Source organism: Pantoea cypripedii (assembly GCF_002095535.1).
Lineage (GTDB): Bacteria > Pseudomonadota > Gammaproteobacteria > Enterobacterales > Enterobacteriaceae > Pantoea > Pantoea cypripedii.
Window position 1 is genome coordinate 1,466,429 of the sequence record NZ_MLJI01000001.1, and the last position, 23,383, is coordinate 1,489,811.

The 23,383-nt window shown below is 55.2% G+C and carries 18 protein-coding genes; 13 read left to right on the forward strand and 5 right to left on the reverse strand.

Going from position 1 to position 23,383, the window contains the following annotated elements:
• The first annotated feature begins 9 nt into the window (after nucleotides 1-9).
• From msbA to HA50_RS06765, 6 genes are all read left to right on the forward strand, one after another.
• A complete protein-coding gene (msbA, locus tag HA50_RS06740) occupies nucleotides 10-1,758 on the forward strand; it encodes a lipid A ABC transporter ATP-binding protein/permease MsbA (RefSeq protein WP_084878385.1) in 1,749 nt (582 codons plus the stop codon).
• Complete coding sequence (lpxK, locus tag HA50_RS06745; protein WP_084873705.1) at nucleotides 1,755-2,756, forward strand: tetraacyldisaccharide 4'-kinase; 1,002 nt, start codon at nucleotides 1,755-1,757, stop codon at nucleotides 2,754-2,756. The genes msbA and lpxK overlap by 4 nt, the downstream gene beginning before the upstream one ends.
• A gap of 21 nt (nucleotides 2,757-2,777) precedes the next feature.
• The gene (locus tag HA50_RS06750) at nucleotides 2,778-3,995 is read left to right on the forward strand and encodes a winged helix-turn-helix domain-containing protein (protein ID WP_084873706.1); all 1,218 of its coding nucleotides are present in this window, start codon (nucleotides 2,778-2,780) and stop codon (nucleotides 3,993-3,995) included.
• A 75-nt stretch (nucleotides 3,996-4,070) separates the two neighbouring features.
• Nucleotides 4,071-4,253 (forward strand): Trm112 family protein, encoded by a 183-nt coding sequence (locus HA50_RS06755; protein WP_084873707.1) that lies wholly within the window; start codon nucleotides 4,071-4,073, stop codon nucleotides 4,251-4,253.
• Nucleotides 4,250-4,999 carry a 3-deoxy-manno-octulosonate cytidylyltransferase gene (gene kdsB, locus HA50_RS06760; RefSeq protein WP_084873708.1) on the forward strand — a complete coding sequence of 250 codons (750 nt, stop codon included), beginning with the start codon at nucleotides 4,250-4,252 and terminating at the stop codon, nucleotides 4,997-4,999. Before HA50_RS06755 ends, kdsB begins: the two co-directional genes overlap by 4 nt.
• A 116-nt stretch (nucleotides 5,000-5,115) precedes the next feature.
• Nucleotides 5,116-6,009 carry a YcbJ family phosphotransferase gene (locus tag HA50_RS06765; protein ID WP_084873709.1) on the forward strand — a complete coding sequence of 298 codons (894 nt, stop codon included), beginning with the start codon at nucleotides 5,116-5,118 and terminating at the stop codon, nucleotides 6,007-6,009.
• Here HA50_RS06765 and elyC read toward each other — a convergent pair.
• On the reverse strand, nucleotides 5,989-6,774 hold the full coding sequence (gene elyC / locus HA50_RS06770; protein WP_084873710.1) for an envelope biogenesis factor ElyC: 786 nt from the start codon (nucleotides 6,772-6,774) through the stop codon (nucleotides 5,989-5,991). The genes HA50_RS06765 and elyC overlap by 21 nt on opposite strands.
• Nucleotides 6,775-6,898: 124 nt before the next feature.
• Between elyC and cmoM the strand changes: the two genes are divergently transcribed.
• From cmoM to HA50_RS06805, 7 genes are all read left to right on the forward strand, one after another.
• Nucleotides 6,899-7,669: a tRNA uridine 5-oxyacetic acid(34) methyltransferase CmoM gene (gene cmoM, locus HA50_RS06775; RefSeq protein ID WP_084873711.1), complete on the forward strand. Its 771-nt coding sequence runs from the start codon at nucleotides 6,899-6,901 to the stop codon at nucleotides 7,667-7,669.
• A gap of 11 nt (nucleotides 7,670-7,680) precedes the next feature.
• Complete coding sequence (gene mukF, locus HA50_RS06780; RefSeq protein ID WP_084873712.1) at nucleotides 7,681-9,003, forward strand: chromosome partition protein MukF; 1,323 nt, start codon at nucleotides 7,681-7,683, stop codon at nucleotides 9,001-9,003.
• Entirely contained in the window at nucleotides 8,984-9,712 is a 729-nt protein-coding gene (gene mukE / locus HA50_RS06785) for a chromosome partition protein MukE (protein WP_084873713.1), read from the forward strand. Before mukF ends, mukE begins: the two co-directional genes overlap by 20 nt.
• On the forward strand, nucleotides 9,709-14,175 hold the full coding sequence (mukB, locus tag HA50_RS06790) for a chromosome partition protein MukB (protein ID WP_084873714.1): 4,467 nt from the start codon (nucleotides 9,709-9,711) through the stop codon (nucleotides 14,173-14,175). Before mukE ends, mukB begins: the two co-directional genes overlap by 4 nt.
• A gap of 156 nt (nucleotides 14,176-14,331) precedes the next feature.
• Nucleotides 14,332-16,140, forward strand: coding sequence for a L,D-transpeptidase (gene ldtD, locus HA50_RS06795; protein WP_084873715.1), 1,809 nt, complete (start codon nucleotides 14,332-14,334; stop codon nucleotides 16,138-16,140).
• A 188-nt stretch (nucleotides 16,141-16,328) separates the two neighbouring features.
• The gene (gene mepK / locus HA50_RS06800) at nucleotides 16,329-16,880 is read left to right on the forward strand and encodes a peptidoglycan L,D-endopeptidase MepK (protein WP_084873716.1); all 552 of its coding nucleotides are present in this window, start codon (nucleotides 16,329-16,331) and stop codon (nucleotides 16,878-16,880) included.
• A gap of 36 nt (nucleotides 16,881-16,916) precedes the next feature.
• Nucleotides 16,917-17,546, forward strand: coding sequence for an MBL fold metallo-hydrolase (locus HA50_RS06805; protein ID WP_084873717.1), 630 nt, complete (start codon nucleotides 16,917-16,919; stop codon nucleotides 17,544-17,546).
• An 85-nt stretch (nucleotides 17,547-17,631) separates the two neighbouring features.
• On the opposite strand, the gene HA50_RS06810 is transcribed toward HA50_RS06805, so the two are convergent.
• The 4 genes from HA50_RS06810 to pncB form a co-directional block, all read right to left on the reverse strand.
• The gene (locus HA50_RS06810; RefSeq protein WP_084873718.1) at nucleotides 17,632-18,822 is read right to left on the reverse strand and encodes an amino acid aminotransferase; all 1,191 of its coding nucleotides are present in this window, start codon (nucleotides 18,820-18,822) and stop codon (nucleotides 17,632-17,634) included.
• A gap of 200 nt (nucleotides 18,823-19,022) precedes the next feature.
• On the reverse strand, nucleotides 19,023-20,102 hold the full coding sequence (ompF, locus tag HA50_RS06815; RefSeq protein ID WP_084873719.1) for a porin OmpF: 1,080 nt from the start codon (nucleotides 20,100-20,102) through the stop codon (nucleotides 19,023-19,025).
• A gap of 299 nt (nucleotides 20,103-20,401) precedes the next feature.
• Nucleotides 20,402-21,802 carry an asparagine--tRNA ligase gene (gene asnS, locus HA50_RS06820; protein WP_084873720.1) on the reverse strand — a complete coding sequence of 467 codons (1,401 nt, stop codon included), beginning with the start codon at nucleotides 21,800-21,802 and terminating at the stop codon, nucleotides 20,402-20,404.
• Nucleotides 21,803-21,954: 152 nt separating this feature from the next.
• Entirely contained in the window at nucleotides 21,955-23,175 is a 1,221-nt protein-coding gene (gene pncB, locus HA50_RS06825) for a nicotinate phosphoribosyltransferase (protein WP_084873721.1), read from the reverse strand.
• Nucleotides 23,176-23,383: the final 208 nt, after the last annotated feature.

The following is a 23,383-nucleotide window of genomic DNA, read 5'->3' on the forward strand; positions in this document are numbered from 1 at the left end:
GAATAAATGATGCATCAAGACAAAGATCTCTCAACGTGGCAGACATTTCGCCGACTCTGGCCGATGATTGCGCCCCACAAAGCTGGCTTATTCGTGTCTGCTGTGGCGCTGATACTCAATGCGGCAGGCGATACTTTAATGCTCTCCCTGTTGAAACCTTTACTGGATGATGGCTTCGGTAAAGCTGACAAATCCGTACTGCTGTGGATGCCGCTGGCGGTAATTGGCTTAATGCTTATCCGCGGCGTGACCAGCTATATTTCAAGCTACTGTATTTCATGGGTTTCAGGCAATGTGGTGATGAATATGCGCCGTCGCCTGTTTAGCCATATGATGGGGATGCCGGTTGCCTTCTTCGACCAGCAATCTACCGGTACGCTGTTGTCCCGTATTACTTACGATTCTGAACAGGTTGCTTCATCATCATCCAGTGCGCTGGTCACGGTGGTGCGTGAAGGGGCGTCAATCATTGGCCTGTTCATTATGATGTTCTACTACAGTTGGCAGCTGTCTTTGATCCTCATTCTGCTGGCGCCGATTGTGTCATTCGCGATTCGTAACGTCTCAAAACGCTTCCGTAATATCAGCAAAACCATGCAGAACACCATGGGGCAGGTGACCACCAGCGCAGAACAGATGCTCAAAGGGCATAAAGAAGTGCTGATTTTCGGTGGTCAGGAAGTGGAATCTGAACGCTTCGCGCGTGTCAGCAATAAGATGCGTCAGCAGGGTATGAAGCTGGTATCCGCTTCGTCTATTTCTGATCCGGTTATTCAGCTGATTGCTTCTCTGGCTCTGGCGTTCGTGCTGTATGCCGCCAGCTTCCCAAGCGTTATGGCGACGTTAACCGCCGGTACCATCACCGTGGTGTTCTCCTCGATGATTGCGCTGATGCGTCCGCTGAAATCCCTGACCAACGTTAACGCGCAGTTCCAGCGTGGTATGGCTGCCTGCCAGACGTTATTCAGCATTCTCGATAGCGAGCAGGAAAGCGATAACGGTAAGCGTGAACTGGCCCGTGCTAAAGGCGATGTCGAGTTTCGCAACGTCACCTTTACCTACCCAGGCCGTGATATTCCGGCGTTACGCGACATCAATCTGTCGCTACCTGCGGGCAAAACGGTGGCGCTGGTTGGCCGCTCCGGTTCTGGTAAATCTACCATGGCAAGCCTGCTGACCCGCTTTTACGATATCCAGCAAGGTGAAATCCTGCTGGATGGTTACGATTTGCGTGAATACACCCTGAGTACATTACGTAATCAGGTGGCGCTGGTGTCGCAAAACGTGCATCTGTTTAATGACACCATTGCCAACAACATCGCTTACGCGCGCAATGAACAATACAGCCGTGAAGAGATTGAGCGTGCGGCGACGATGGCCCATGCCATGGATTTCATTAAGAAAATGGATAACGGTCTCGATACAGTTATCGGTGAAAATGGGGTATTGCTTTCCGGTGGTCAGCGCCAGCGTATTGCCATTGCCCGTGCTTTGCTGCGTGATTGTCCGATCCTGATCCTCGATGAAGCCACCTCGGCGCTGGATACCGAGTCCGAACGCGCGATTCAATCGGCACTGGACGAGTTGCAGAAAAACCGCACTTCACTGGTGATTGCGCACCGCCTTTCGACCATCGAAAAAGCCAATGAAATCGTCGTGGTTGAAGATGGCCGTATCGTTGAGCGGGGTACGCATGAGGTGCTGCTGGCGCAGAAAGGTGCTTATGCTCAACTTCACAAGCTCCAGTTTGGCCAATGATTGAACGCATCTGGAGTGGGCGATCGCCATTATGGCTGCTGTTGTGGCCGCTCAGTCTGTTGTATGGGGCAATCAGCTGGCTGATTCGCCTCAGTTTCCAGCGCGGCTGGCGTAAAAGCTGGCGCGCGCCCTGTCCGGTGATTGTTGTTGGCAACCTGACGGCAGGGGGCAACGGAAAAACGCCCGTGGTTATCTGGCTGGTGCAGGCACTGCAACAACGTGGCCTGCGTCCGGGTGTGGTCTCACGTGGTTACGGTGGTAAAGCAGAAAGCTATCCATTGCTGGTCAGCGCAGAAACGCCCACCGGGCAGGCGGGCGATGAGCCGGTTTTGATAGCGCAACGTACTCAGGTACCGGTGGCGGTAGCCCCGCAGCGGCGTGCTGCCGTTGAAGCCTTACTGGCCCAGCAACCGTTGGATGTGATCATCACCGACGATGGTTTGCAGCACTATGCTTTGCAGCGCGATCGTGAGGTGGTGGTGGTCGATGGCGTACGTCGCTTTGGTAATGGCTGGTGGTTACCGGCCGGGCCGATGCGGGAGCGAGCTTCGCGTCTTGAGCAGGTTGATGCGGTTATCGTCAATGGCGGTGAGGCCAGGGGCCGGGAAATTGCCATGACGCTGCAACCCGGCCTCGCCATTAACCTGGTCACGGGACAAAGCACCACGCTGGACCAACTGCCACCGGTGGTGGCGATGGCCGGTATCGGACATCCACCACGCTTCTTCACTACCCTGAAACAACAGGGAGTACAGCCAGTTGCCGAAGTTGCCTTTGCCGATCATCATGCCTATAGCCAGGCGGAACTGAACAGCCTGATCCAGAAGGGCCAATGTCTGTTGATGACGGAGAAAGATGCCGTTAAGTGCCGGGCTTTTGCCGGCGAAAACTGGTGGTATTTACCCGTTGATGCCCATCTGTCCGGGGCGGCGCTACCCGTGCTGCTGGATGACATCACGCAACTTTGTCTCACAGCGCGCAATTCACAGCCGCGCTAGTTTCTGGAGGGAAACTGAGTCATGACCCACACGGATTCCCTTTCTTTAGCCACTGCCCGTCACCTCCATCTTGCCGCCCAGGGCCTGCTCAGGCCGCCGAAACGCCGGGCGCGTTTTGCCGATATTCACGCCACCATTCGGCAGATGTCGCTGCTGCAAATCGATACCATCAATGTCGTGGCGCGTAGCCCATATCTGGTGTTGTTTAGTCGGCTGGGCGATTACCCGATTAACTGGCTGGAAGAGACGCTGGCAGCGGGGGCGCTATTTGAATACTGGGCGCATGAAGCCTGTTTTATTCCCCGCGAAGATTATCCGTTATTGCGCCATCGCATGCTGGATCCTTCGCGTCTGGGCTGGAAATACAATGCGCAGTGGGTAGCGGATCATCAGCAGGAAATTGCGGACTTGCTGGAGCATATCAATGCCAACGGGCCAGTACGCGCCGCCGATTTTGTGGCGGATAAACAGAGTAAACCAGGCTGGTGGGCGTGGAAGCCGCATAAGCGTCATCTGGAAAATCTGTTCAGTGCCGGTGAGCTGATGGTAGTGGAGCGGCGTAATTTTCAGCGGGTGTATGACCTGCAACAGCGTGTGATGCCGGACTGGGATGATGGGCAGCACGCGCTAAGTGAAGACGATGCGGTGATAAGCATGCTGAACCACAGCGCGCGCAGCCTGGGGATTTTCCGTCCCGCCTGGCTGGCAGATTATTACCGTCTGAAACGCGTAGCGTTACAACCCTGGCTGGCGGAGGCTGAGGAGCGGGGTGACATCGTGCCGGTGCAGGTTGAGCAGCTGGGCGACATGTGGTTGCATCGCGATCTCTTGCCACAGCTGGAGCAACCGCAGTCTGCGACCCATACCGCGCTGCTGTCGCCTTTTGATCCGGTGGTATGGGATCGCCGCCGCGCGCTGGAACTGTTCAATTTTGACTACCGTATCGAATGCTATACCCCGGCAGAGAAGCGTAAATACGGTTATTTCGTGTTGCCTGTTTTGCATCGCGGCAGCCTGAAAGGGCGTCTGGATGCGAAAATGGATCGCCAGGCGCAGCAACTGGTGATCCGATCATTTTGGCTGGAAGAGGGGGTGCGTGTGACGGCTGGCTTTATCAGCGATGTACAGCGCGCCATCTCGCGATTTGCGCACTGGCAGGGTGCCAGTGAAGTGGTGATCGAGCAGGTTCCGGCAGCATTACGCGCCGCCTGGTCAGATCGCTGGATATTAACCGAGTAGTGGATTGCGGCACGTTGCCTGGCGCTGCGCTATGGTATGCTAATCGCCTGACGCATCGATCCACTGGAGGATATTATGGATCACCGTTTACTTGAGATTGTGGCTTGCCCGGTTTGCAATGGAAAACTGTACTACAACAAAGAGCAGCAGGAGTTGATCTGCAAACCTGATGGGCTGGCGTTCCCGGTGCGGGATGGCATTCCAGTATTACTGGAAACCGAAGCGCGCACCTTGTCAGTTGAAGAGATCCATCCATGAGTTTCGTCGCCATTATTCCGGCGCGTTATGCTTCAACGCGTCTGCCGGGTAAACCGCTGGTGGATATTCTCGGTAAACCGATGGTGGTGCATGTGATGGAGCGTGCACGTGAATCCGGTGCGGATCGTGTCATTGTTGCCACCGACCATCCGGACGTGGCCGCCGCCGTCGAAGCCGCCGGTGGTGAGGTCTGCATGACCAGCCCTGACCATCATTCCGGTACCGAGCGTCTGGCAGAAGTGATTGAAAAATATCAGTTCCCGGATGACACCATTATCGTCAATGTCCAGGGCGATGAGCCGATGATCCCGCCTGCCATTGTGCGTCAGGTCGCGGCGAATCTGGCTCAGGCTGAAGCGGGGATGGCGACCCTGGCAGTGCCGATTCACGATGCAGAAGAAGCCTTCAATCCCAACGCGGTAAAAGTGGTGACTGATGCACGGGGTTATGCGCTCTATTTCTCACGCGCCACTATCCCGTGGGATCGTGAACGTTACGCGAAATCGCGTGAACAGGCTGGCGATACACTACTGCGTCATATTGGCATCTATGCTTATCGTGCAGGCTTTATACGTCGCTACATTGCCTGGGCACCTTGCCCGCTGGAGCAGATTGAGCTGCTTGAGCAGTTGCGTGTGTTGTGGTACGGCGAAAAAATCCACGTTGCGGTGGCGGAAACCGTGCCGAGCGTGGGGGTTGATACCCCGGAAGACCTGCAACGCGTGCGCGTAGCAATGCAGGGATAATCCCGCAGAGGCCAGCTTGTTGTGAGCTGGCCCTGCTGTTCTTTGATCTGGCGCATCACTCTGCGCTGCAGTGACCTCCAGGATAATCAAGTCACTTTGACTGGGGAGGATGACGCATGGAACAGCTCCGTTCAGAACTCGCGCTGGTGCTTGGAGAAAGCGTCGGCCGTCTCGAAACCATTAGTGAACAATCACAATCGCGGCTTTACGCCCTGTACGATGCCGCCGATAAACCGATGCCGGTGGTGGCGAAGTATTTCCGTCATCAGGGGCGCGCCGCGCTGGAAGCCAAAAAGCTGGCGATGCTGGGCCGTGATGGTTTGATTGCCGTTCCTGCGGTGTTTGGTCTGGTGCTGAGTCAGCAAAAGCCGGTGCATGAAATGTTACTGATGGCCCGCCTCAATGGTGTTTCTGCCGAAGTGCCATCGCGCACTGCCGCACGCTGGGAGCAATTGTGTGAGCAGGTCATTGAGGGCTTGCTGGCCTGGCATCGTATTGATAGCCACGGTCTGGTGGGGAGCATCGATAGCATTCAGGAAAACAGCTGGCCCGCCTGGTATCAGCAGCGGGTTGAAGTGCTGTGGTCGACCCTGGGTTATCTGTCACCGCCTGGTTTCACCCTCGACGATCGGCAAATTCTGTTTCGCAGTCGTCAGCAACTGCCCCGCCTGCTGGAAGGATTTGACGATCCCTGCGTGTTGATTCATGGCAACCTGCGCCTCGCGAGCATTATGAAGGATGTACACAGCGATCAACTGGTGGCAATGACCCAGCCCGGCAATGTGCTGTGGGCACCGCGTGAGTTTGAGCTGATGCGGCTGGGGGATAACGGTGCTGAGGCGTCACTGCTGCAACACTATTTGCAGCGCGCGCCGGTGGCAGAGGGCTTCCTCTGGCGGCGCTGGCTGTATCAATTATGGGACTGCATCGATACCCTGGTGAATACCGGGCAATTTGATCGTCCGCGTTTTGATCGTGCGCGGGAACAGCTACTCCCCTGGCTGGGGTGAGGTCATATCATCTCCGCGGACTGCCTGCCACGCTTGCCCCAGCGTTTCATAAATCGCCCGTTCGCTATGGCTCAACCACAAGGGAGAGGGGATAGCTCGCTCCCACCCATTGAGTGGTGAGGTGATAGCCAGCTGGTTAGCCGGTGCTGCCAGAGGATTTAGCCCGGCGCTCTGGAAGAAATGCATGGCGCGTGGCAGATGATTAGCTGAAGTGACCAGCAGGAACGGATGCTGTCCCACGGCGATTTTTACCGCCTGTGCTTCCTCACGGGTGTCTTTAGGTTGATCCAGCACCATGATGGCGTCAGCCGGAACGCCGAGACTTTCCGCCACCTGCGCTGCGACGCGGGCATTACTCATCGGGTTATCTCCTGCTGCCGCACCGGTAAAGATCATTTTTGCCTGCGGATAGCGTCGCCACTGGCGTACCCCTTCAGTCACGCGAGGCAGACTATTCCCAATCAGGTTCGAACTGGGCGCCCATGCAGGATTAAAGGTGTATCCGCCGCCCAACACCACGATATAATCGACGCGTTCACTGCGGTTCCAGGTCGGATACTGGTTTTCCAGCGGCAGCAACAGGCGATCGGCCACCGGTTGCAGGCTAAGTAACAGCAGCAGAAGCCAGCTGATTGATATCAGGATTTTGCCGCTTTTCTGCCAGCGGCTGAACCAGAGCAATAAAAGTCCAGCTGCCATTAATGACAGCAGCAGCGGCAAGGGCAGTAACATCCCACCGATCACTTTTTTTAACGTGAAAAACATCGAAAATTGCTCCTTTTGGCCGAAAAAACAGCAGCCAGACACTAACCACGGGATGAAAGGTTCATTCTTGTTGAGCCTGTGACAAAATAGCACAAGTTGAATGCAGCAGAGCGGAGCGACCAGCATGCAGGATCGTAACTTTGACGATCTCGCGGAGAGATTTTCAAAGAACATTTATGGCACCAAGAAAGGCATGGTGCGTCAGGCGATCCTGTGGGATGAGCTGGATGCGCTACTGCCGACGCTGCCCGCTGGGCCGCTGTCGGTGCTGGATGCGGGTGGTGGCGTGGGACAAATCTCCAGCGGCCTGGCTGCGCGTGGACATCAGGTGGTGCTGTGCGACCTCTCTGCAGAGATGCTGAAGCTGGCTGAGGCACACGCGCTTGCCGAGGGTGTGAGCCACAACATGCAATTCAAACAAATTAGCGCGCAACAGGTCGGCGAACATTTGGATAAGCCGGTTGATCTGGTATTGTTTCACGCTGTGCTGGAATGGGTCGCGCAGCCCGAGGAAGTATTGCAGGCGTTATGGCGTACTCTGAAGCCGGGTGGCGTATTGTCGCTGATGTTTTTTAATCGTCATGCCTTAACCCTGCGTCTGCTCACCCTCGGCAATTTTGGCTATCTGCAGGCCAATATGTCCAAACGCAAAAAGCGCACGCTGTCGCCTGATTATCCCCGCGATCCTGAAGAAGTGTATCGCTGGCTGACAGACTGCGGCTTTGAGATTGAACAGCGCGCTGGCATTCGCGTCTTTTGTGACTACATGAAAGAGCAGGCCGCCGCCCTGAAAGACGTTGAGTCCATTATTGAGATGGAACGGCGCTACTGTCGCCAGGAGCCCTTTTTGAGTTTAGGGCGCTATATCCATGTGACCGCGCGCAAACCCAGGTAGAAGGACCAACTATGAGCGAATTTTCCCAGACGGTGCCCGAACTGGTGGCATGGGCGCGCAAGAACGATTTTTCGCTTGCGTTGCCGGTAGAACGTCTGGCCTTTTTGCTGGCTATCGCCACCTTAAACGGTGAGCGGATGGACGGCGAAATGAGTGAAGGTGAGTTGATTGACGCATTTCGTCATGTCAGCAAAGCGTTCGAACAAACCCACGAAACCGTACAGGTGCGTGCCAACAACGCCATCAACGATATGGTGCGGCAGCGTCTGCTTAACCGTTTTACCAGCGAACTGACGGAAGGCAATGCTATTTACCGTCTGACGCCGCTGGCCATCGGCATCACCGACTATTACATCCGCCAGCGCGAATTTTCGACTCTGCGTCTTTCGATGCAGCTGTCGATTGTGGCGCAGGAGCTGAAACGCGCTGCCGATGCTGCGGAAGAGGATGGTGATGAATTTCACTGGCACCGTAACGTCTTTGCGCCACTGAAATATTCGGTGGCGGAAATTTTCGACAGCATCGATATGACGCAGCGTCTGATGGATGAACAGCAGCAGGCGGTGAAAACCGATATCGCCGATCTGCTGAACAAAGACTGGCGTGCGGCGATTTCCAGCTGTGAAATGCTGCTGTCAGAAACCTCCGGCACGCTGCGTGAATTGCAGGATACGCTGGAAGCGGCGGGCGATAAGTTACAGGCCAATCTGCTGCGTATTCAGGACGCTACCCTGAGCAGCCCGGACCTGGGCTTTGTCGATAAGCTGGTATTTGATCTGCAAAGTAAGCTGGACCGCATTATCAGTTGGGGTCAACAGGCTATCGACCTGTGGATTGGCTATGATCGCCACGTCCATAAATTTATTCGTACCGCCATCGACATGGACAAAAACCGCGTATTTGCGCAGCGTTTGCGTTTGTCGGTGCAAAACTATTTCGACCAGCCGTGGGCGCTGACCTACGCCAACGCCGACCGTCTGTTTGATATGCGTGATGAAGAAATGACGCTGCGCAACGACGAGGTGATGGGGGAACTGCCGCCCGAGCTGGAATACGAAGAGTTTAACGAAATTCGTGAGCAACTGGCCGCAATGATTGAAGAAGCCCTGCAGGTGTACCGGCAGGAGCAGCGACCGCTCAACCTTGCCACGGTGATGCGCGACTATCTGTCGCAATATCCGCGTGCCCGCCACTTTGATCTGGCGCGCATCGTGATTGATCAGGCGGTTCGCCTCGGCGTGGCCGAAGCCGATTTAGCCGGTCTGCCTGCGGAATGGCAGACCATTAATGAATACGGAGCCAAGGTGCAGGCACATGTCATCGACAAATATTGAACAAGTGATGCCAGTCAAACTGGCTCAGGCACTGGCAAATCCTATTTTCCCCGCGCTCGATAGCCAGTTACGCGCGGGACGCCACATTGGCATCGAAGAGCTGGATAATCATGCATTCCTGATGGATTACCAGGAATATCTGGAAGAGTTTTACGCGCGTTATAACGTGGAACTGATTCGTGCGCCGGAAGGCTTTTTCTACCTGCGTCCACGTTCGACCACGCTGATCCCGCGTTCTGTGCTGTCCGAGCTGGATATGATGGTGGGGAAAATCCTCTGTTTCCTCTATCTCAGCCCGGAACGTCTGGCGAATGAAGGCATCTTCACCCAGCAGGAATTGTACGACGAACTGCTGTCACTGGCGGACGAGAGCAAATTGCTCAAGCTGGTTAACCAGCGCTCCACCGGCTCCGACCTTGACCGTGCCAAATTGCAGGAGAAGATGCGCGCATCGCTCAACCGTCTGCGTCGTCTCGGCATGGTGTGGTTTATGGGCAATGACAGCAGCAAATTTCGCATTACCGAATCGGTGTTTCGCTTCGGTGCCGATGTGCGCAGTGGTGATGATGCCCGCGAAGCGCAGCTGCGTCTGATTCGCGATGGCGAAGCCATGACGCTGGAAAATGCCAGCGCCACCCCGGACAGCGATGAAAATGATAACGACGCCGAGAGCGAAGCGAGTGATAACGCGGAGGATGAGCAGGCATGATTGAACGCGGTAAATTTCGTTCGCTAACCCTGATTAACTGGAACGGCTTCTTTGCCCGTACCTTTGATCTTGATGAGCTGGTGACCACCCTGTCGGGCGGTAACGGTGCCGGTAAATCGACCACCATGGCGGCGTTTGTCACGGCGTTGATCCCGGACCTGACGCTGCTGCACTTCCGTAACACCACCGAGGCCGGTGCAACCTCCGGTTCGCGTGATAAAGGTCTGCATGGTAAGTTGCGGGCCGGTGTCTGCTATGCGGTGCTGGATGTGGTCAACTCACGCCATCAGCGCGTGGTGGTTGGGGTACGTCTGCAACAGGTGGCCGGGCGTGACAAGAAGGTGGATATCAAGCCGTTCAGCATCCATGGCTTACCCACCGATACGCAGCCGACCGATATGCTCACCGAGATCCTCGGCAGTCGCCAGGCGCGCGTCCTGCCGCTGGCGGAAGTGAAAGATCGGGTGGAAGCGCAGGAAGGTGTGCAGTTCCGTCAATACAGCTCGGTAACCGATTACCACGCCACGCTGTTTGAGCTTGGCGTGGTGCCGCGTCGCCTGCGTACCGCGGGTGATCGCAGCAAGTTCTATCGTCTGATTGAAGCCTCGCTGTACGGCGGTATCTCCAGCGCCATTACCCGCTCGCTGCGTGATTACCTGCTGCCGGAAAACAGCGGGGTGCGTAAGGCCTTCCAGGATATGGAAGCCGCACTGCGTGAAAACCGCATGACGCTGGAAGCGATTCGCGTCACCCAATCTGACCGCGACCTGTTTAAGCATCTGATCTCGGAAGCCACCAGCTACGTTTCAGCGGACTACATGCGTCACGCCAACGAACGTCGCATCCATCTCGATGGTGCCTTGCAGCTGCGTAACGAGTTGTTTACCAGCCGTAACCAGCTGGCTTCGGAACAGTATCGCCACATTGAAATGGCGCGCGAGCTGTCGGAACACGCGGGTGCTGAAAGCGATCTGGAAACCGATTATCAGGCCGCCAGCGATCACCTGAATCTGGTGCAGACGGCGATGCGTCAGCAGGAAAAGATCGAGCGCTACGATGCCGATCTGGAAGAGCTGACTTACCGCCTCGAAGAACAGAATGAGGTGGTGGCCGAAGCACGCGAAGTGCATGAAGAAAATGAAGCGCGTACCGAAGCGGCTGAAGTGGAAGTGGATGAGCTGAAAAGTCAGCTGGCCGATTTCCAGCAGGCGCTCGATGTGCAGCAAACCCGCGCCATTCAGTATCAGCAGGCCTTGCAGGCGCTGGAAAAAGCGCGCGCGCAATGCCAGCTGGCCGATCTGACCATCGACAATGCCGCTGAATGGCAGGAAACCTTCCAGGCACGTGAAGAAGAAGCGACGGAACAACTGCTGCGCCTGGAACAGAAGCTGAGCGTTGCCGAAGCGGCGCACAGCCAGTTTGAGCAGGCGCTGACGCTGGTCACCAGCATTGCCGGTGAGGTAAACCGTCAGGATGCCTGGCAGGTTGGCCGTGAATTGCTGCGTGATGCCGCCAACCAGCGTCATCATGCGGAACAACTCTCCTCGCTGCGCTTGCGCCTCAATGAACTGGAGCAGCGCCTGCGTGAGCAGAATGAAGCGGAGCGTTTGCTGGCGGAATTCTGTAAGCGGCAGGGCCAGCAATATGATGCTGATGCGCTGGAAGGCTTGCAGCGTGAGCTGGAAGCGCAGATTGAACAACTGAGCGCCAGCGTCGCCGATGCCGGTGAACGCCGCATGCTGATGCGTCAGGAGCTGGAGCAACTGCGTGAGCGTATCACCGCGTTGACCGCGCGCGCGCCGCACTGGCTAGCTGCGCAGGAGATCCTGACTCAGCTCAGCGAACAAACCGGCCAGCAGCTGACCAGCAGCCAGCAAATCACCGAATTTATGCAGCAACTGCTGGAGCGTGAGCGTGAAACCACCGTCGAACGTGATGAAGTGGCGGCGCGTAAGCGTGAAATCGAGAAGCAAATCGAACGCTTAAGCCAGCCTGGCGGTGCGGAAGATGCGCGTCTGACCCAGCTGGCCGAGCGTTTTGGCGGCGTGTTGCTGTCAGAAATTTATGATGATGTGACGCTGGACGATGCGCCTTACTTCTCGGCGCTGTATGGTCCGTCACGTCATGCCATCGTGGTACCAGATTTGTCGCTGGTACGCGAGCTGCTGAATGGTCTGGAAGATTGCCCGGAAGATCTCTATCTGATCGAAGGGGACCCGCAGTCATTTGATGACAGCGTATTCGGCGTTGATGAGCTGGAAAACGCGGTGGTGGTGAAGGTGGCGGAACGTCAGTGGCGCTATTCCCGCTTCCCGAAAGTGCCGTTATTTGGTCGCGCCGCGCGTGAAAACCAGCTGGAGTTGCTGAATAACGAACGCGACCAGCTGGCGGAACGCTATGCCACGCTGTCGTTTGATGTACAGAAAACCCAGCGTCTGCACCAATCTTTCAGCCGCTTTATCGGCAGCCATCTGGCGGTGGCGTTTGATGAAGACCCGGAAGCGCTGATTCGCCAGCTCAATAGCCGTCGTGGTGAACTGGAACGCGCGCTGAGTCAGCATGAAAACGACAACCAGCAGCAACGTATGCAGTACGAGCAGGCGCGCGAGGGCGTGGCCCAGCTGAATCGCCTGTTGCCGCGCGTTACGCTGTTGCTGGACGATACGCTGGCCGACCGCTGCGAAGAGATCCGTGAGCGCGTTGATGAAGCCCAGGAGGCCGCACGTTTCCTGCATCAGCACGGCAATAAACTGGCGAAGCTGGAACCGCTGGTGGCGGTGTTGCAGAGCGATCCGCAGCAGCACGATCAGCTGGAGCGCGACTATCAGCAAGCGCAGCAGTTGCAGCGCGAAACGCGCCAGCAGGCATTTGCGCTGACCGAAGTGGTGCAGCGTCGTGCTCACTTCAGTTATGTCGATTCAGCGGGCATGCTGACCGGCAACAGCGACCTGAACGAGAAATTGCGTCAGCGTCTTGAGCAGGCGGAAGGCGAACGCAGCCGCGCCCGTGAACGTCTGCGCGAGCATCAGACGCAGCTGACGCAGTACTCTCAAGTGCTGGCATCACTGAAAAGCTCTTATGACGCCAAGCGCGACATGCTGAAAGAGTTGCAGCAGGAGATGCAGGACATCGGTGTTCATGCGGATGCCAGCGCGGAAGAACGCGCCCGCGCCCGTCGCGATGAACTCTATACCGCGCTGAGCCATAACCGTGCGCGCCGCAATCAGCTGGAAAAACAGCTGACGTTCTGCGAAGCCGAAATGGACAGCCTGCAGAAGAAACTGCGTAAGCTGGAGCGCGATTATCATCAGATGCGCGAGCAGGTGGTGAGTGCTAAATCGGGCTGGTGTACCGTGCTACGTCTGGTGAAAGAGAATGGCGTCGAGCGTCGTCTGCATCGTCGTGAACTGGCCTACCTGAGTGGCGATGAGCTGCGTTCTATGTCGGATAAAGCGTTGGGTGCGCTGCGTCTGGCGGTGGCGGATAACGAACACCTGCGCGATGTGTTGCGCATGTCGGAAGACCCCAAACGCCCGGAGCGTAAAATTCAGTTCTTTATTGCAGTGTATCAGCATCTGCGCGAGCGTATTCGTCAGGACATCATTCGTACCGATGATCCGGTGGAAGCCATCGAGCAGATGGAGATTGAGCTGAATCGTCTGACGGAAGAACTGATGGCGCGTGAGCAGACGCTGGCGATCAGTTCGCGCAGCGTCTCCAATATCATCCGTAAAACCATTCAGCGTGAGCAGAACCGTATTCGTCAGCTGAACCAGGGATTACAGGCGGTCAGCTTTGGTCAGGTACGCAGCGTGCGTCTTAACGTTAACGTGCGCGAGACCCATTCCATGCTGCTGGATACGCTGTCGGAAGAACACGAACAGCATCAGGATCTGTTTAACAGCAATCGTCTGACCTTCTCGGAAGCGCTGGCGAAGCTGTACCAGCGTCTGAATCCGCAGATCGATATGGGCCAGCGCACGCCGCAAACCATCGGTGAAGAGCTGCTCGACTACCGCAACTATCTGGAGATGGAAGTTGAGGTTAACCGTGGCTCCGATGGCTGGTTACGTGCGGAAAGTGGCGCGCTTTCTACCGGTGAAGCCATCGGTACCGGGATGTCGATTCTGGTGATGGTGGTGCAGAGCTGGGAAGAGGAATCACGCCGTCTGCGCGGTAAAGATATCTCGCCGTGTCGTCTGCTGTTCCTTGATGAAGCGGCACGTCTCGATGCACGTTCCATCGCCACCCTGTTTGAACTGTGTGAGCGTCTGGAGATGCAGCTGGTGATAGCTGCGCCGGAAAACATCAGCCCGGAAAAAGGGACCACCTATAAACTGGTGCGTAAGGTGTTCAACAACACCGAACACGTCCATGTGGTGGGCCTGCGCGGTTTCTCAGCTGACCCGGCACCGGTAAAACGCGAGAACAGTGATATCGACCTGGAAACAGAAAATTCATAGCGCTGAATCTGGTTAAAATTCATCGCTACGGTTAATGTGTAAACGGCATTTGCAGCCTGATGCAAATGCCGTTTTTATTTGTATACTCAAAAATATGGTTAAGGTAGTACACAGCATAAGCGAGTCGGCTGTGTCTTAGGCGAGAAGGGGGCAGGGATGTTGCTGAATAATAAAAGCAGATTCAATCGTGCTGCAATAGCACTCAGTTTGTCACTGGTATTGTCGCCATTGGCTGTTAGCCATGCGGCGATTATCGCGGCGCTGCCTGGCACAACGCATCACACCATGACCGTTGCGGCCAGTCAGCATCAGATTCAGCAGGCTTTCAGCCCCAGCGAACAACCGTTCTATCTGCCTGGCCTGGCGGGCATTTATGCGGCGCGTAACATGGCGCCGCTGTGGCAGGATCGGGCTGCGGTGCAGGCGTTCCAGCAGCAGCTGGCGGAAGTGGCACTTTCCGGCGTGCAACCGCAGTTTACCCGCTGGGTGGGGCTGTTAACCAACCCGGAAATCAAAGGGATGGCGCGTGATATCGTGTTAAGCGATGCCATGCTGGGCTATCTGCAATTTGTCTCGAATGTCCCCACCCAGGGTGAGACCTGGTTGTACAGCAACGTGCCTTACAAAATGGCTATGCCGACGGTAGCGGTGATTAATCAATGGCAGAACGCGGTGAACGGCGGTGGCAGCCGTAGCTTTGTGACGTCGCTGGAGCCACAGCATCCGCAATACCGGCCGATGCATGCTGCGCTGAAAACCCTGCTGACTGACAATCGCCCGTGGCCACAACTGCGCGACAGCGGCACGTTGCGCCCCGGCCAGATCAGCAATGATATCCCCGCGCTGCGCGAAATTTTACAACGCACCGGCATGCTGACCGGCCATAGCGCGACGCCAACGCCAGCAGACGATGCGGTGCCTACCGCGCCGGTGCCGGTGAGCCAGAGTGAGCAGCCCGTCGCTGTCAGCCCTTCGGCCACCAGCGTTAATGATTTGCCCGCCCAGGCACCGCAACCGCTGGGCAATGTGGCCGCCAACCCAGACCAGTCAACCAACAATGTTTATGATGCGGCGCTGGTGGATGGCGTAAAACGTTTCCAGCACTGGCAGGGACTGGCTGACGATGGGGCGATTGGCCCACGTACCCGTGAATGGCTGAATGTGTCGCCGCAAATGCGTGCTGCGCTGCTGGCGCTGAATATCCAGCGTTTACGCCTGCTGCCGGATGACATGCATAACGGCATCATGGTGAATATCCCCAACTATTCTCTGACCTACTACAACAACGGTGCCACCATCCTGTCATCACGGGTGATTGTCGGCCGTCCCGATCGCAAAACCCCGCTGATGCGCAGCGCCCTGAATAATGTGGTGCTGAATCCACCGTGGAATGTGCCAACCTCACTGGTGCGTCAGGACATTGTGCCGAAGGTCAAACAGGATCCGAGCTATCTTTACAAGCATGGCTTTATCTTGCTGTCCGGCTGGAGTGAGGATGCTGAGGTGATCGATCCGTCGATGATCGACTGGAGAATGGTATCGGCTGCCAGCTTCCCGTATCGCATACGGCAGTCCCCAGGGGCGATGAATTCGCTGGGTCGCTACAAATTCAATATGCCCAGTTCAGATGCGATTTATCTGCACGATACGCCCAACCATAACCTGTTCCAGCGTGATATCCGCGCCCTCAGTTCCGGCTGTGTTCGCGTGAATAAGGCATCGGAGCTGGCTGATTTGTTGTTGCAGGACGCGGGCTGGAATGACAGTCGCATCTCCGACACCCTGAAGGAGGGCAACACGCGATATGTGCCGATTCGCCACCGGATCCCGGTTAACCTGTACTATCTGACGGCCTGGGTGGCGGATGATGGTCAACCACAGTATCGTACAGATATTTACAATTATGATAATCCAGCGCGTTCTGGCAGTCAGGTATTGGTGAAAGCCGGACAGTTGCTGCTCTAGTGATTGATTTATCGATACTCCCCGCTATTTAAAAATTCCAAAACCAGTTCCGAATAAGTGATGTCGGGCTGGTTTTGGCCTTTCCGTTCCCGACCACGGGTTGACTGAGTGTATGGCTGCGGTTAATGTTCGGCCTTGTGTGCTTTTTACACATTTTTTATCGCATTAATCTCAGGTAAACCCGCTAAATGGCTAATTTTGATTCTCAGCGTCGTAAATTGCTCCTGATCGGAGGGGCCGCCGCAGGCCTGTCACTGCTGCCTGGCTCAGCACTGGCCTCGCTTTCCACCTCCCGTCCGCGAATTCTGACGCTCAATAACCTTCACACCGGTGAAAGCCTTAAAACAGAGTTTTTTAACGGCAAGAGTTATGACAAGGATGAGTTAGCTCGCTTAAATCACTTTTTCCGTGACTACCGTGCCAATCAGATGAGAAAGATTGACCCGCATCTGTTTGACCAGATTTATCGCCTGCAGGCGTTGCTGGGAACGCGTAAACCGATTCAGCTGGTGTCGGGTTACCGCACCATCGCCACCAACAATATGCTGCGCGAATCCGGTCCGGGTGTGGCGAAACACAGTTATCACACCAAAGGCCAGGCGATGGATTTTCATATTGAAGGCATTGCCCTGAACAATGTTCGCAAAGCGGCGTTATCTCTGCGTGCAGGTGGTGTAGGATATTACCCGCGCAGCAACTTTGTTCACATTGACACTGGTCCGATAAGGCACTGGTCCTGATACCGGCAGCGCTGCGTGTGTCGGTCATGGAGCGCTATGAACTACCTCATTATTCCGGTCACGGCATTTTCCCAGAACTGTTCAGTTATCTGGGGGGATGATACCCAGCAGGCCGCGTTGGTGGACCCAGGTGGCGATGCTGCCACCATCATCGCGGTGCTGGCTGAGCGTGGCATTACCCCGCAACAAATTCTGCTGACGCATGGACACCTCGACCATGTTGGCGCGGCGGCTGAGCTGGCGGCGCATTTTCAGGTACCGATTATCGGACCACAGTTACGCGATAAATACTGGCTGGATGGATTGCCGGTGCAGAGCCAGATGTTTGGTCTGCCGGAATGTGCGCCTCTGACGCCTGATCGCTGGCTGGAAGAGGGGGAAACGGTGCAGGTCGGTGAAGTGACGCTGGAAGTGCTGCATTGCCCTGGTCATACGCCGGGCCATATCGTATTTTTCGACCGCGCTGGTCGTCTGCTGATCTCCGGGGATGTGATCTTTAACGGTGGCGTTGGACGGACTGATTTTCCCCAGGGAAGCCATAGCGATTTGATCGCGGCGATTAAAACCAAACTGCTGCCGCTGGGCGATGATGTGACCTTCGTACCGGGGCATGGACCGATTTCCACGCTGGGCCGCGAACGTATCAGTAATCCGTTTCTGCAATAAAACTGCATGCACAAACCGTAGCGGCGTGATTTATCACGCGTCTTTTTCGCAATGCGCGATAAATCGCGCCGCTACGGGTTAATCCTTACAACACTGCGACAATCGCTTCGCACAACGCCGACATATTGTCTGGCGTCATCCCGGCAACGTTAACGCGACCGGAATTCACCGCATACACGCCGAACTCTTCACGCAGACGCACCACCTGATCTTTTGTCAGGCCGCTGAACGAGAACATGCCGTTCTGTTTGATGATAAAGCTGAAATCCTGCTGCGCGCCGCTCGCAGCCAGTGTGTTGACGAACAGCTGACGCATGCGCTGAATACGCTGGCGCATATCGGTCAGCTCCTGCTGCCAGATGGTACGCAGGGCATCGTTACTGAGGATGGTCGCCACAATGGCCGCGCCGTGGGCGGGCGGGTTGGAGTAGTTGGCGCGAATGCTGTATTTCACCTGGCTGAACGCGGTTTTTGCCACATCGCTGTTGGCGGCCACCAGTGTCAGCGCACCAACGCGCTCATTGTACAGACCAAAGTTTTTCGAGTAAGAGCTGGCAACAATCAGCTCCTGATGCGAAGCAGCAAAAATGCGTAAGCCTTCTGCGTCTTCATCCAGACCACGGGCAAAGCCCTGGTAGGCGAAGTCAAACAACGGCAGCCAGCCGTTAGCCTGAGACAACGCAGCCAGTTGCTGCCATTGTTCTGCTGTTGGATCGATACCGGTCGGGTTGTGGCAGCAGCCGTGGAACAGCACCACATCACCTGCTTTGGCTTCACGCAGTGACGCGACCATGCCGTCAAAATCCAGCGTATGGTTGGCCGCATCGTAATACTGGTAATCACAGACTTCCAGACCCGCCGCGTTAAACACATTTTTGTGGTTCGGCCAGCTTGGATTGCTCACCCACACACGCTTCACATTGGTCTGATTCGCGAGGAAATCGGCAGCTACGCGCAACGCACCCGTACCACCCGGTGTTTGAGCGGTGCAGGCTCGCCCGGCGGTCACCAGCGTGCTCTCTTTGCCAAACAGCAGTTCCTGGGTACAACGCGCGAAATCAGCCAGGCCATCAATGCTGAGGTAATTTTTGGTGGTTTCGTTTTCCAGCAAATATTGCTCAGCTTTTTTAACACTGGTGAGTACCGGGGTTTTACCGGTTTCATCTTTATAAACACCAATGCCAAGGTTGATTTTATTCGGGCGGTCGTCGGCACGAAACAGGTCGGCCAGACCAAGGATAGGATCGGCGGGTGCGGCAGAGATCGATTCAAACATGAGTGAGGTCCAGTTGCGTGAACTTTAGCAAAATGAGCTATCAGGTTAACTTTAGATGGCACGCTTGCCAACCGCTGAGACGAAAAAGAAATAATACAGCTGAAGGGATTAATGCTGCTTATTTTGAAGCGGATCACTGAAATGCAAAACGGAGCCATAAGGCTCCGTTTTTAAGGTATTACGCGGTGCTAATCGGCAGATTAGAACTGGTAAACCAGACCAACCGCTACGATATCGTCGGTGTTCAGACCCAGCGGGTTGTCGTCGTCCAGCAGGTTGATTTTGTAGTCAACATAGGTAGACATGTTTTTGTTGAAGTAGTAGGTTGCGCCCACATCAACATATTTGTACAGGTCAGCATCGCCGATATTCTCGATGTCTTTGCCTTTGGACTGAACATAGGCCAGAGACGGACGCAGACCGAAGTCGAATTGGTACTGAGCTACGAACTCGATAACCTGAGATTTGTTAGCAAAACCATCTGCGCCATTGCTGTCGCTGATGTAGGTCGCATTGCGGGTTTCGCTGTACATTGCTGCCAGGTAAACGTTGTTCGCGTCATATTTCAGAGCAGTTGCCCACTGCTGAGCTTTGTCACCACGGCCATAAGTGGCAGTGTTCTGTGCGTTGGTACGATCGCTGGAACCATAAGCACCTACGATACCCACACCGATCGGAGAGGTATAGGAAACTGAAGTACCCCAGCCATCGCCATTAGCACGACGGATGTCGTCAGTACGATCGTTTTTACCCTGGTACTGCAGAGCAAAGTTCAGGCCATCAACCAGACCGAAGAAGTTGGTGTTACGGTAGGTTGCCAGACCGGTAGAACGGCCAGCCAGGAAGTTATCAGAGTAACCGGAGTCACCACCGAATTCCGGCAGCATGTCGGTCCAGCCGATTGCGTCATAAACAACGCCATAGTTACGACCGTAGTCGAAAGAACCTGCGTCAGCGAATTTCAGACCAGCAAAGCCCAGACGGGTTTTGTTGCCAGTTTGCGCGTCAGCGGTGCCTTCAGAGTTGTTAGCCTGGATGTTGTATTCCCACTGGCCGTAACCGGTCAGCTGGTCGGTGATCTGAGTTTCACCTTTGAAGCCGAAGCGCACGTAAGACTGGTCGCCATCGTTGCCTGAGTCGTCAGAGAAGTAATGCAGACCATCAACTTTACCGTACAGGTCTAATTTGTTGCCATCTTTGTTGTAGATTTCTGCTGCGTTTGCTGCACTTGCAGCTAACAGAGCAGGGATAACCACTGCAAGAATGTTGCGCTTCATCATTTTTTATTACCCTCATTGGAGTTATTTGGACACCTGCCACTGCCGTCAAGAAACCTTTACGGGAACCTTGAAAGAAGTTTGGTGTCTCCTGTGTCTGAACGCATCTTTCCATTCCGGGGTTGGTAATTCTACCCCGAAAATGCTACTAATCTCGCAATTAAGTATCAAAAAGAAAATATGTATTACAAAATGTAAAATATCGGGAACTTTGTGAGAGAACTCTAAATTTACAAAAATAAAAAAGGCCGGCTAAGCCGACCTCGTTATATATATGAATTACTTATAATTAATCGCGGATTTTAGAAATTGGCGTTGCGCGGAGTACGTGGGAAGGGGATAACATCCCTTACATTTTGTACGCCGGTGACATAGGCGATTAATCGTTCGAAACCTAAACCGAAACCGGAGTGCGGCACGGTGCCGTAACGACGTAAGTCACGGTACCACCAGTAATCTTCTTTGTTCAGACCCATCTCAGCGAGGCGGGCATCCAGCACATCCAGACGTTCTTCACGCTGTGAACCACCGATGATTTCACCAATGCCAGGCGCCAGCACATCCATCGCCGCAACGGTTTTGCCATCTTCGTTCATACGCATATAGAAGGCCTTGATATCTTTCGGATAGTTTTTCACCACCACCGGTGCCTTGAAGTGCTGCTCGGCAAGATAACGTTCGTGTTCTGACGACAAATCCACGCCCCAGGCGACCGGATTTTCGAAGCTCTGGCCGCTTTTCAGCAGAATCTCGATGGCATCGGTGTAGTCCACCTGCGCGAAATCTGCATTAACAAAACGTTCCAGGCGCGAAATCGCATCTTTGTCTACGCGCTCGGCAAAGAACGCCAGATCGTCGGCACGCTCTTCCAGCACCGCTTTAAACACATACTTCAGCATGGCTTCAGCCAGCGCTGCAGCATCATCCAGGGTGGCAAATGCCACTTCCGGCTCCAGCATCCAGAACTCGGCCAGATGGCGGCTGGTGTTGGAGTTTTCGGCACGGAAGGTTGGGCCAAAGGTGTAGACCTTCGACAGCGCACAGGCGTAGGTTTCACCGTTGAGCTGGCCGGATACCGTCAGGAAGGCTTCTTTACCGAAGAAGTCTTTATCGAAGTCAATTTTGCCCTGCGGATCGCGCGGCAGGTTTTCCAAATCCAGCGTCGAAACGCGGAACATTTCGCCAGCACCTTCGGTATCGGACGCAGTGATCAGTGGCGTGGAAACCCAGAAGTAACCATTCTCATGGAAAAAGCGATGCAGTGCCTGGGCCAGGGTATGGCGGACACGCGCGACTGCGCCAATCAGGTTAGTGCGCGGACGCAAGTGCGCCACTTCACGCAGGTACTCGATGCTGTGGCGTTTTGCCGCCATCGGGTAGGTGTCCGGATCGTCAACCCAGCCAACCACTTCCACGTTGGTGGCCTGCAATTCAAACGCCTGGCCTTCACCCGGTGATTCCACCACTTTGCCGGTAATAATGACCGAGCAACCGGTGGTGAGACGCAGCACTTCGTCCTGATAATTATTCAGAGAATTATTGACGACAGCCTGAACGGGATTAAAGCAGGAACCGTCATAAACGGCGATAAAGGAAAGACCGGCTTTGGAATCTCTTCGGGTACGCACCCAACCACGTACGGTGACTTCACTGTCAACCGCGACACGGCCGTGTAGTACATCCGCTACAGGCACTACGCTCATAAATTTCTCTCTTTATATAGATGAAGTAATGTAATCCCCCATTTGGGGTTTTGCTATGTTACTTGCGAGCCATCAGGAAACAAGCAAAATTGCCGGGTCAGGGGGAGATTTGTTGCAGAACAGCAGGGTGCGGGCACCCTGCTGTAGAAAGGTCAGCTGGCTCTTTTCACCAGCGGCAGGTCAAAGGCTTTACGCAATGCGCGTACGAAGGCCTTATCCTGGCAGATGGTTTTGCCGGGGCTGTCGGAAAGTTTTGCCACCGGTTTGCCGTTGCAGCTCACCAGCTTGATCACGATATTCAGCGGCGTCACCCCTGGAATATCGCAGGTCAGACGCGTGCCGATACCAAACACCACATTGGCGCGCTGGCCAAAATGACGGTACAGCGCCAGCGCTTTATCCAGGTCAAGGTTGTCCGAGAACACCAGCGTTTTGCTGCGTGGGTCGATATCCAGTCGCTGATAATGCGCAATGGCTTTCTCACCCCATTCCACCGGATCACCCGAATCATGGCGCAAGCCCTGATAGCGGTGAGCAAAGCCGGGGCCAAAATCACGCAGAAATGCATCCATGGTGATGCAATCAGTGAGGGCGATGCCGAGCTGGTCATCATATTCGTCCAGCCAGGATTGCAGCGCCGCGCGCTGGCTGTTGGCAAGCACCGGGCTAATCTGCTGATGCGCCTGGAACCATTCATGTGCCTGGGTGCCAACCGGATTGAGTTGCAGACGGCGCGCCAGATCATAGTTACTGGTGCCAACCAGCCACGGAAAATCCTGTTTAAGCGTGCTGACGATCGCTTCCTGCACCGGTTGTGAAAAGCGGCGGCGGGTGCCAAAGTCCATCAGATGGAATCGGGACATATCCAGATCACCCACTTTCTGCCGAAAATCAGCCAGCTTATGCTGCAGATGCGTGACCGCCTGATCTACGCCGATGTCCGGCGTGCGATGATGGTGGACCACTTCGCTGATCAGCGCCAGCAGCGGCACTTCCCACAGAATCACTTCACGCCACGGACCGCTAATCTGAATGGCGAGTTTGCCGTGGTCATTACGCACCACCACCTGGCCGGGATTAAAGCGGAAACCGCGCAGCCAGCCGAGGTAGTCGGCATCAAAGAAGGGCAGGGCAGAAAGGTAACGATATTCCTCTTCGCTCAGGGCGAGGGATTGCATCGCATCGATATGGGTACGGAGTTCGTCCGCGTAGACGCCGAGCAACTCAGCGCCACGGCAGCGAAACTCCGCCGTGACCGGGACATCGTAATAACGATGATATACGGCCTGCTGCATATGAAGCTTGTAGGCATCGGTATCAAGCAGCGTGGTCAAAATCGGGGAAGCGTGTCCTGTCATGGTGCGTTTCAGCATCCTCTTCCGCGGAGCATAGCCCGGTGTTCAACAAAGTCATAAAGACGCAGGAGTATAAAACAGTAATAGACCGCGATCACACCATATTTGCGGGTACCGGGTCGAGGGTCATTTGTGCCATTGTTAATAAATTGTAGCATTTTCTGCTAAGGCACGCATTGTGCGTGGCAACTGAGGCGCAACACGCTTAGACTTTGACGGGTAAACA

Bases quoted from the DNA above. Each gene is read 5' to 3' on its own strand.
- msbA (WP_084878385.1), top strand. From the start codon at position 10: ATGCATCAAGACAAAGATCTCTCAACGTGGCAGACATTTCGCCGACTC.
- lpxK (WP_084873705.1), top strand. From the start codon at position 1,755: ATGATTGAACGCATCTGGAGTGGGCGATCGCCATTATGGCTGCTGTTG.
- HA50_RS06750 (WP_084873706.1), top strand. From the start codon at position 2,778: ATGACCCACACGGATTCCCTTTCTTTAGCCACTGCCCGTCACCTCCAT.
- HA50_RS06755 (WP_084873707.1), top strand. From the start codon at position 4,071: ATGGATCACCGTTTACTTGAGATTGTGGCTTGCCCGGTTTGCAATGGA.
- kdsB (WP_084873708.1), top strand. From the start codon at position 4,250: ATGAGTTTCGTCGCCATTATTCCGGCGCGTTATGCTTCAACGCGTCTG.
- HA50_RS06765 (WP_084873709.1), top strand. From the start codon at position 5,116: ATGGAACAGCTCCGTTCAGAACTCGCGCTGGTGCTTGGAGAAAGCGTC.
- elyC (WP_084873710.1), bottom strand. From the start codon at position 6,774: ATGTTTTTCACGTTAAAAAAAGTGATCGGTGGGATGTTACTGCCCTTG.
- cmoM (WP_084873711.1), top strand. From the start codon at position 6,899: ATGCAGGATCGTAACTTTGACGATCTCGCGGAGAGATTTTCAAAGAAC.
- mukF (WP_084873712.1), top strand. From the start codon at position 7,681: ATGAGCGAATTTTCCCAGACGGTGCCCGAACTGGTGGCATGGGCGCGC.
- mukE (WP_084873713.1), top strand. From the start codon at position 8,984: ATGTCATCGACAAATATTGAACAAGTGATGCCAGTCAAACTGGCTCAG.
- mukB (WP_084873714.1), top strand. From the start codon at position 9,709: ATGATTGAACGCGGTAAATTTCGTTCGCTAACCCTGATTAACTGGAAC.
- ldtD (WP_084873715.1), top strand. From the start codon at position 14,332: ATGTTGCTGAATAATAAAAGCAGATTCAATCGTGCTGCAATAGCACTC.
- mepK (WP_084873716.1), top strand. From the start codon at position 16,329: ATGGCTAATTTTGATTCTCAGCGTCGTAAATTGCTCCTGATCGGAGGG.
- HA50_RS06805 (WP_084873717.1), top strand. From the start codon at position 16,917: ATGAACTACCTCATTATTCCGGTCACGGCATTTTCCCAGAACTGTTCA.
- HA50_RS06810 (WP_084873718.1), bottom strand. From the start codon at position 18,822: ATGTTTGAATCGATCTCTGCCGCACCCGCCGATCCTATCCTTGGTCTG.
- ompF (WP_084873719.1), bottom strand. From the start codon at position 20,102: ATGATGAAGCGCAACATTCTTGCAGTGGTTATCCCTGCTCTGTTAGCT.
- asnS (WP_084873720.1), bottom strand. From the start codon at position 21,802: ATGAGCGTAGTGCCTGTAGCGGATGTACTACACGGCCGTGTCGCGGTT.
- pncB (WP_084873721.1), bottom strand. From the start codon at position 23,175: ATGCTGAAACGCACCATGACAGGACACGCTTCCCCGATTTTGACCACG.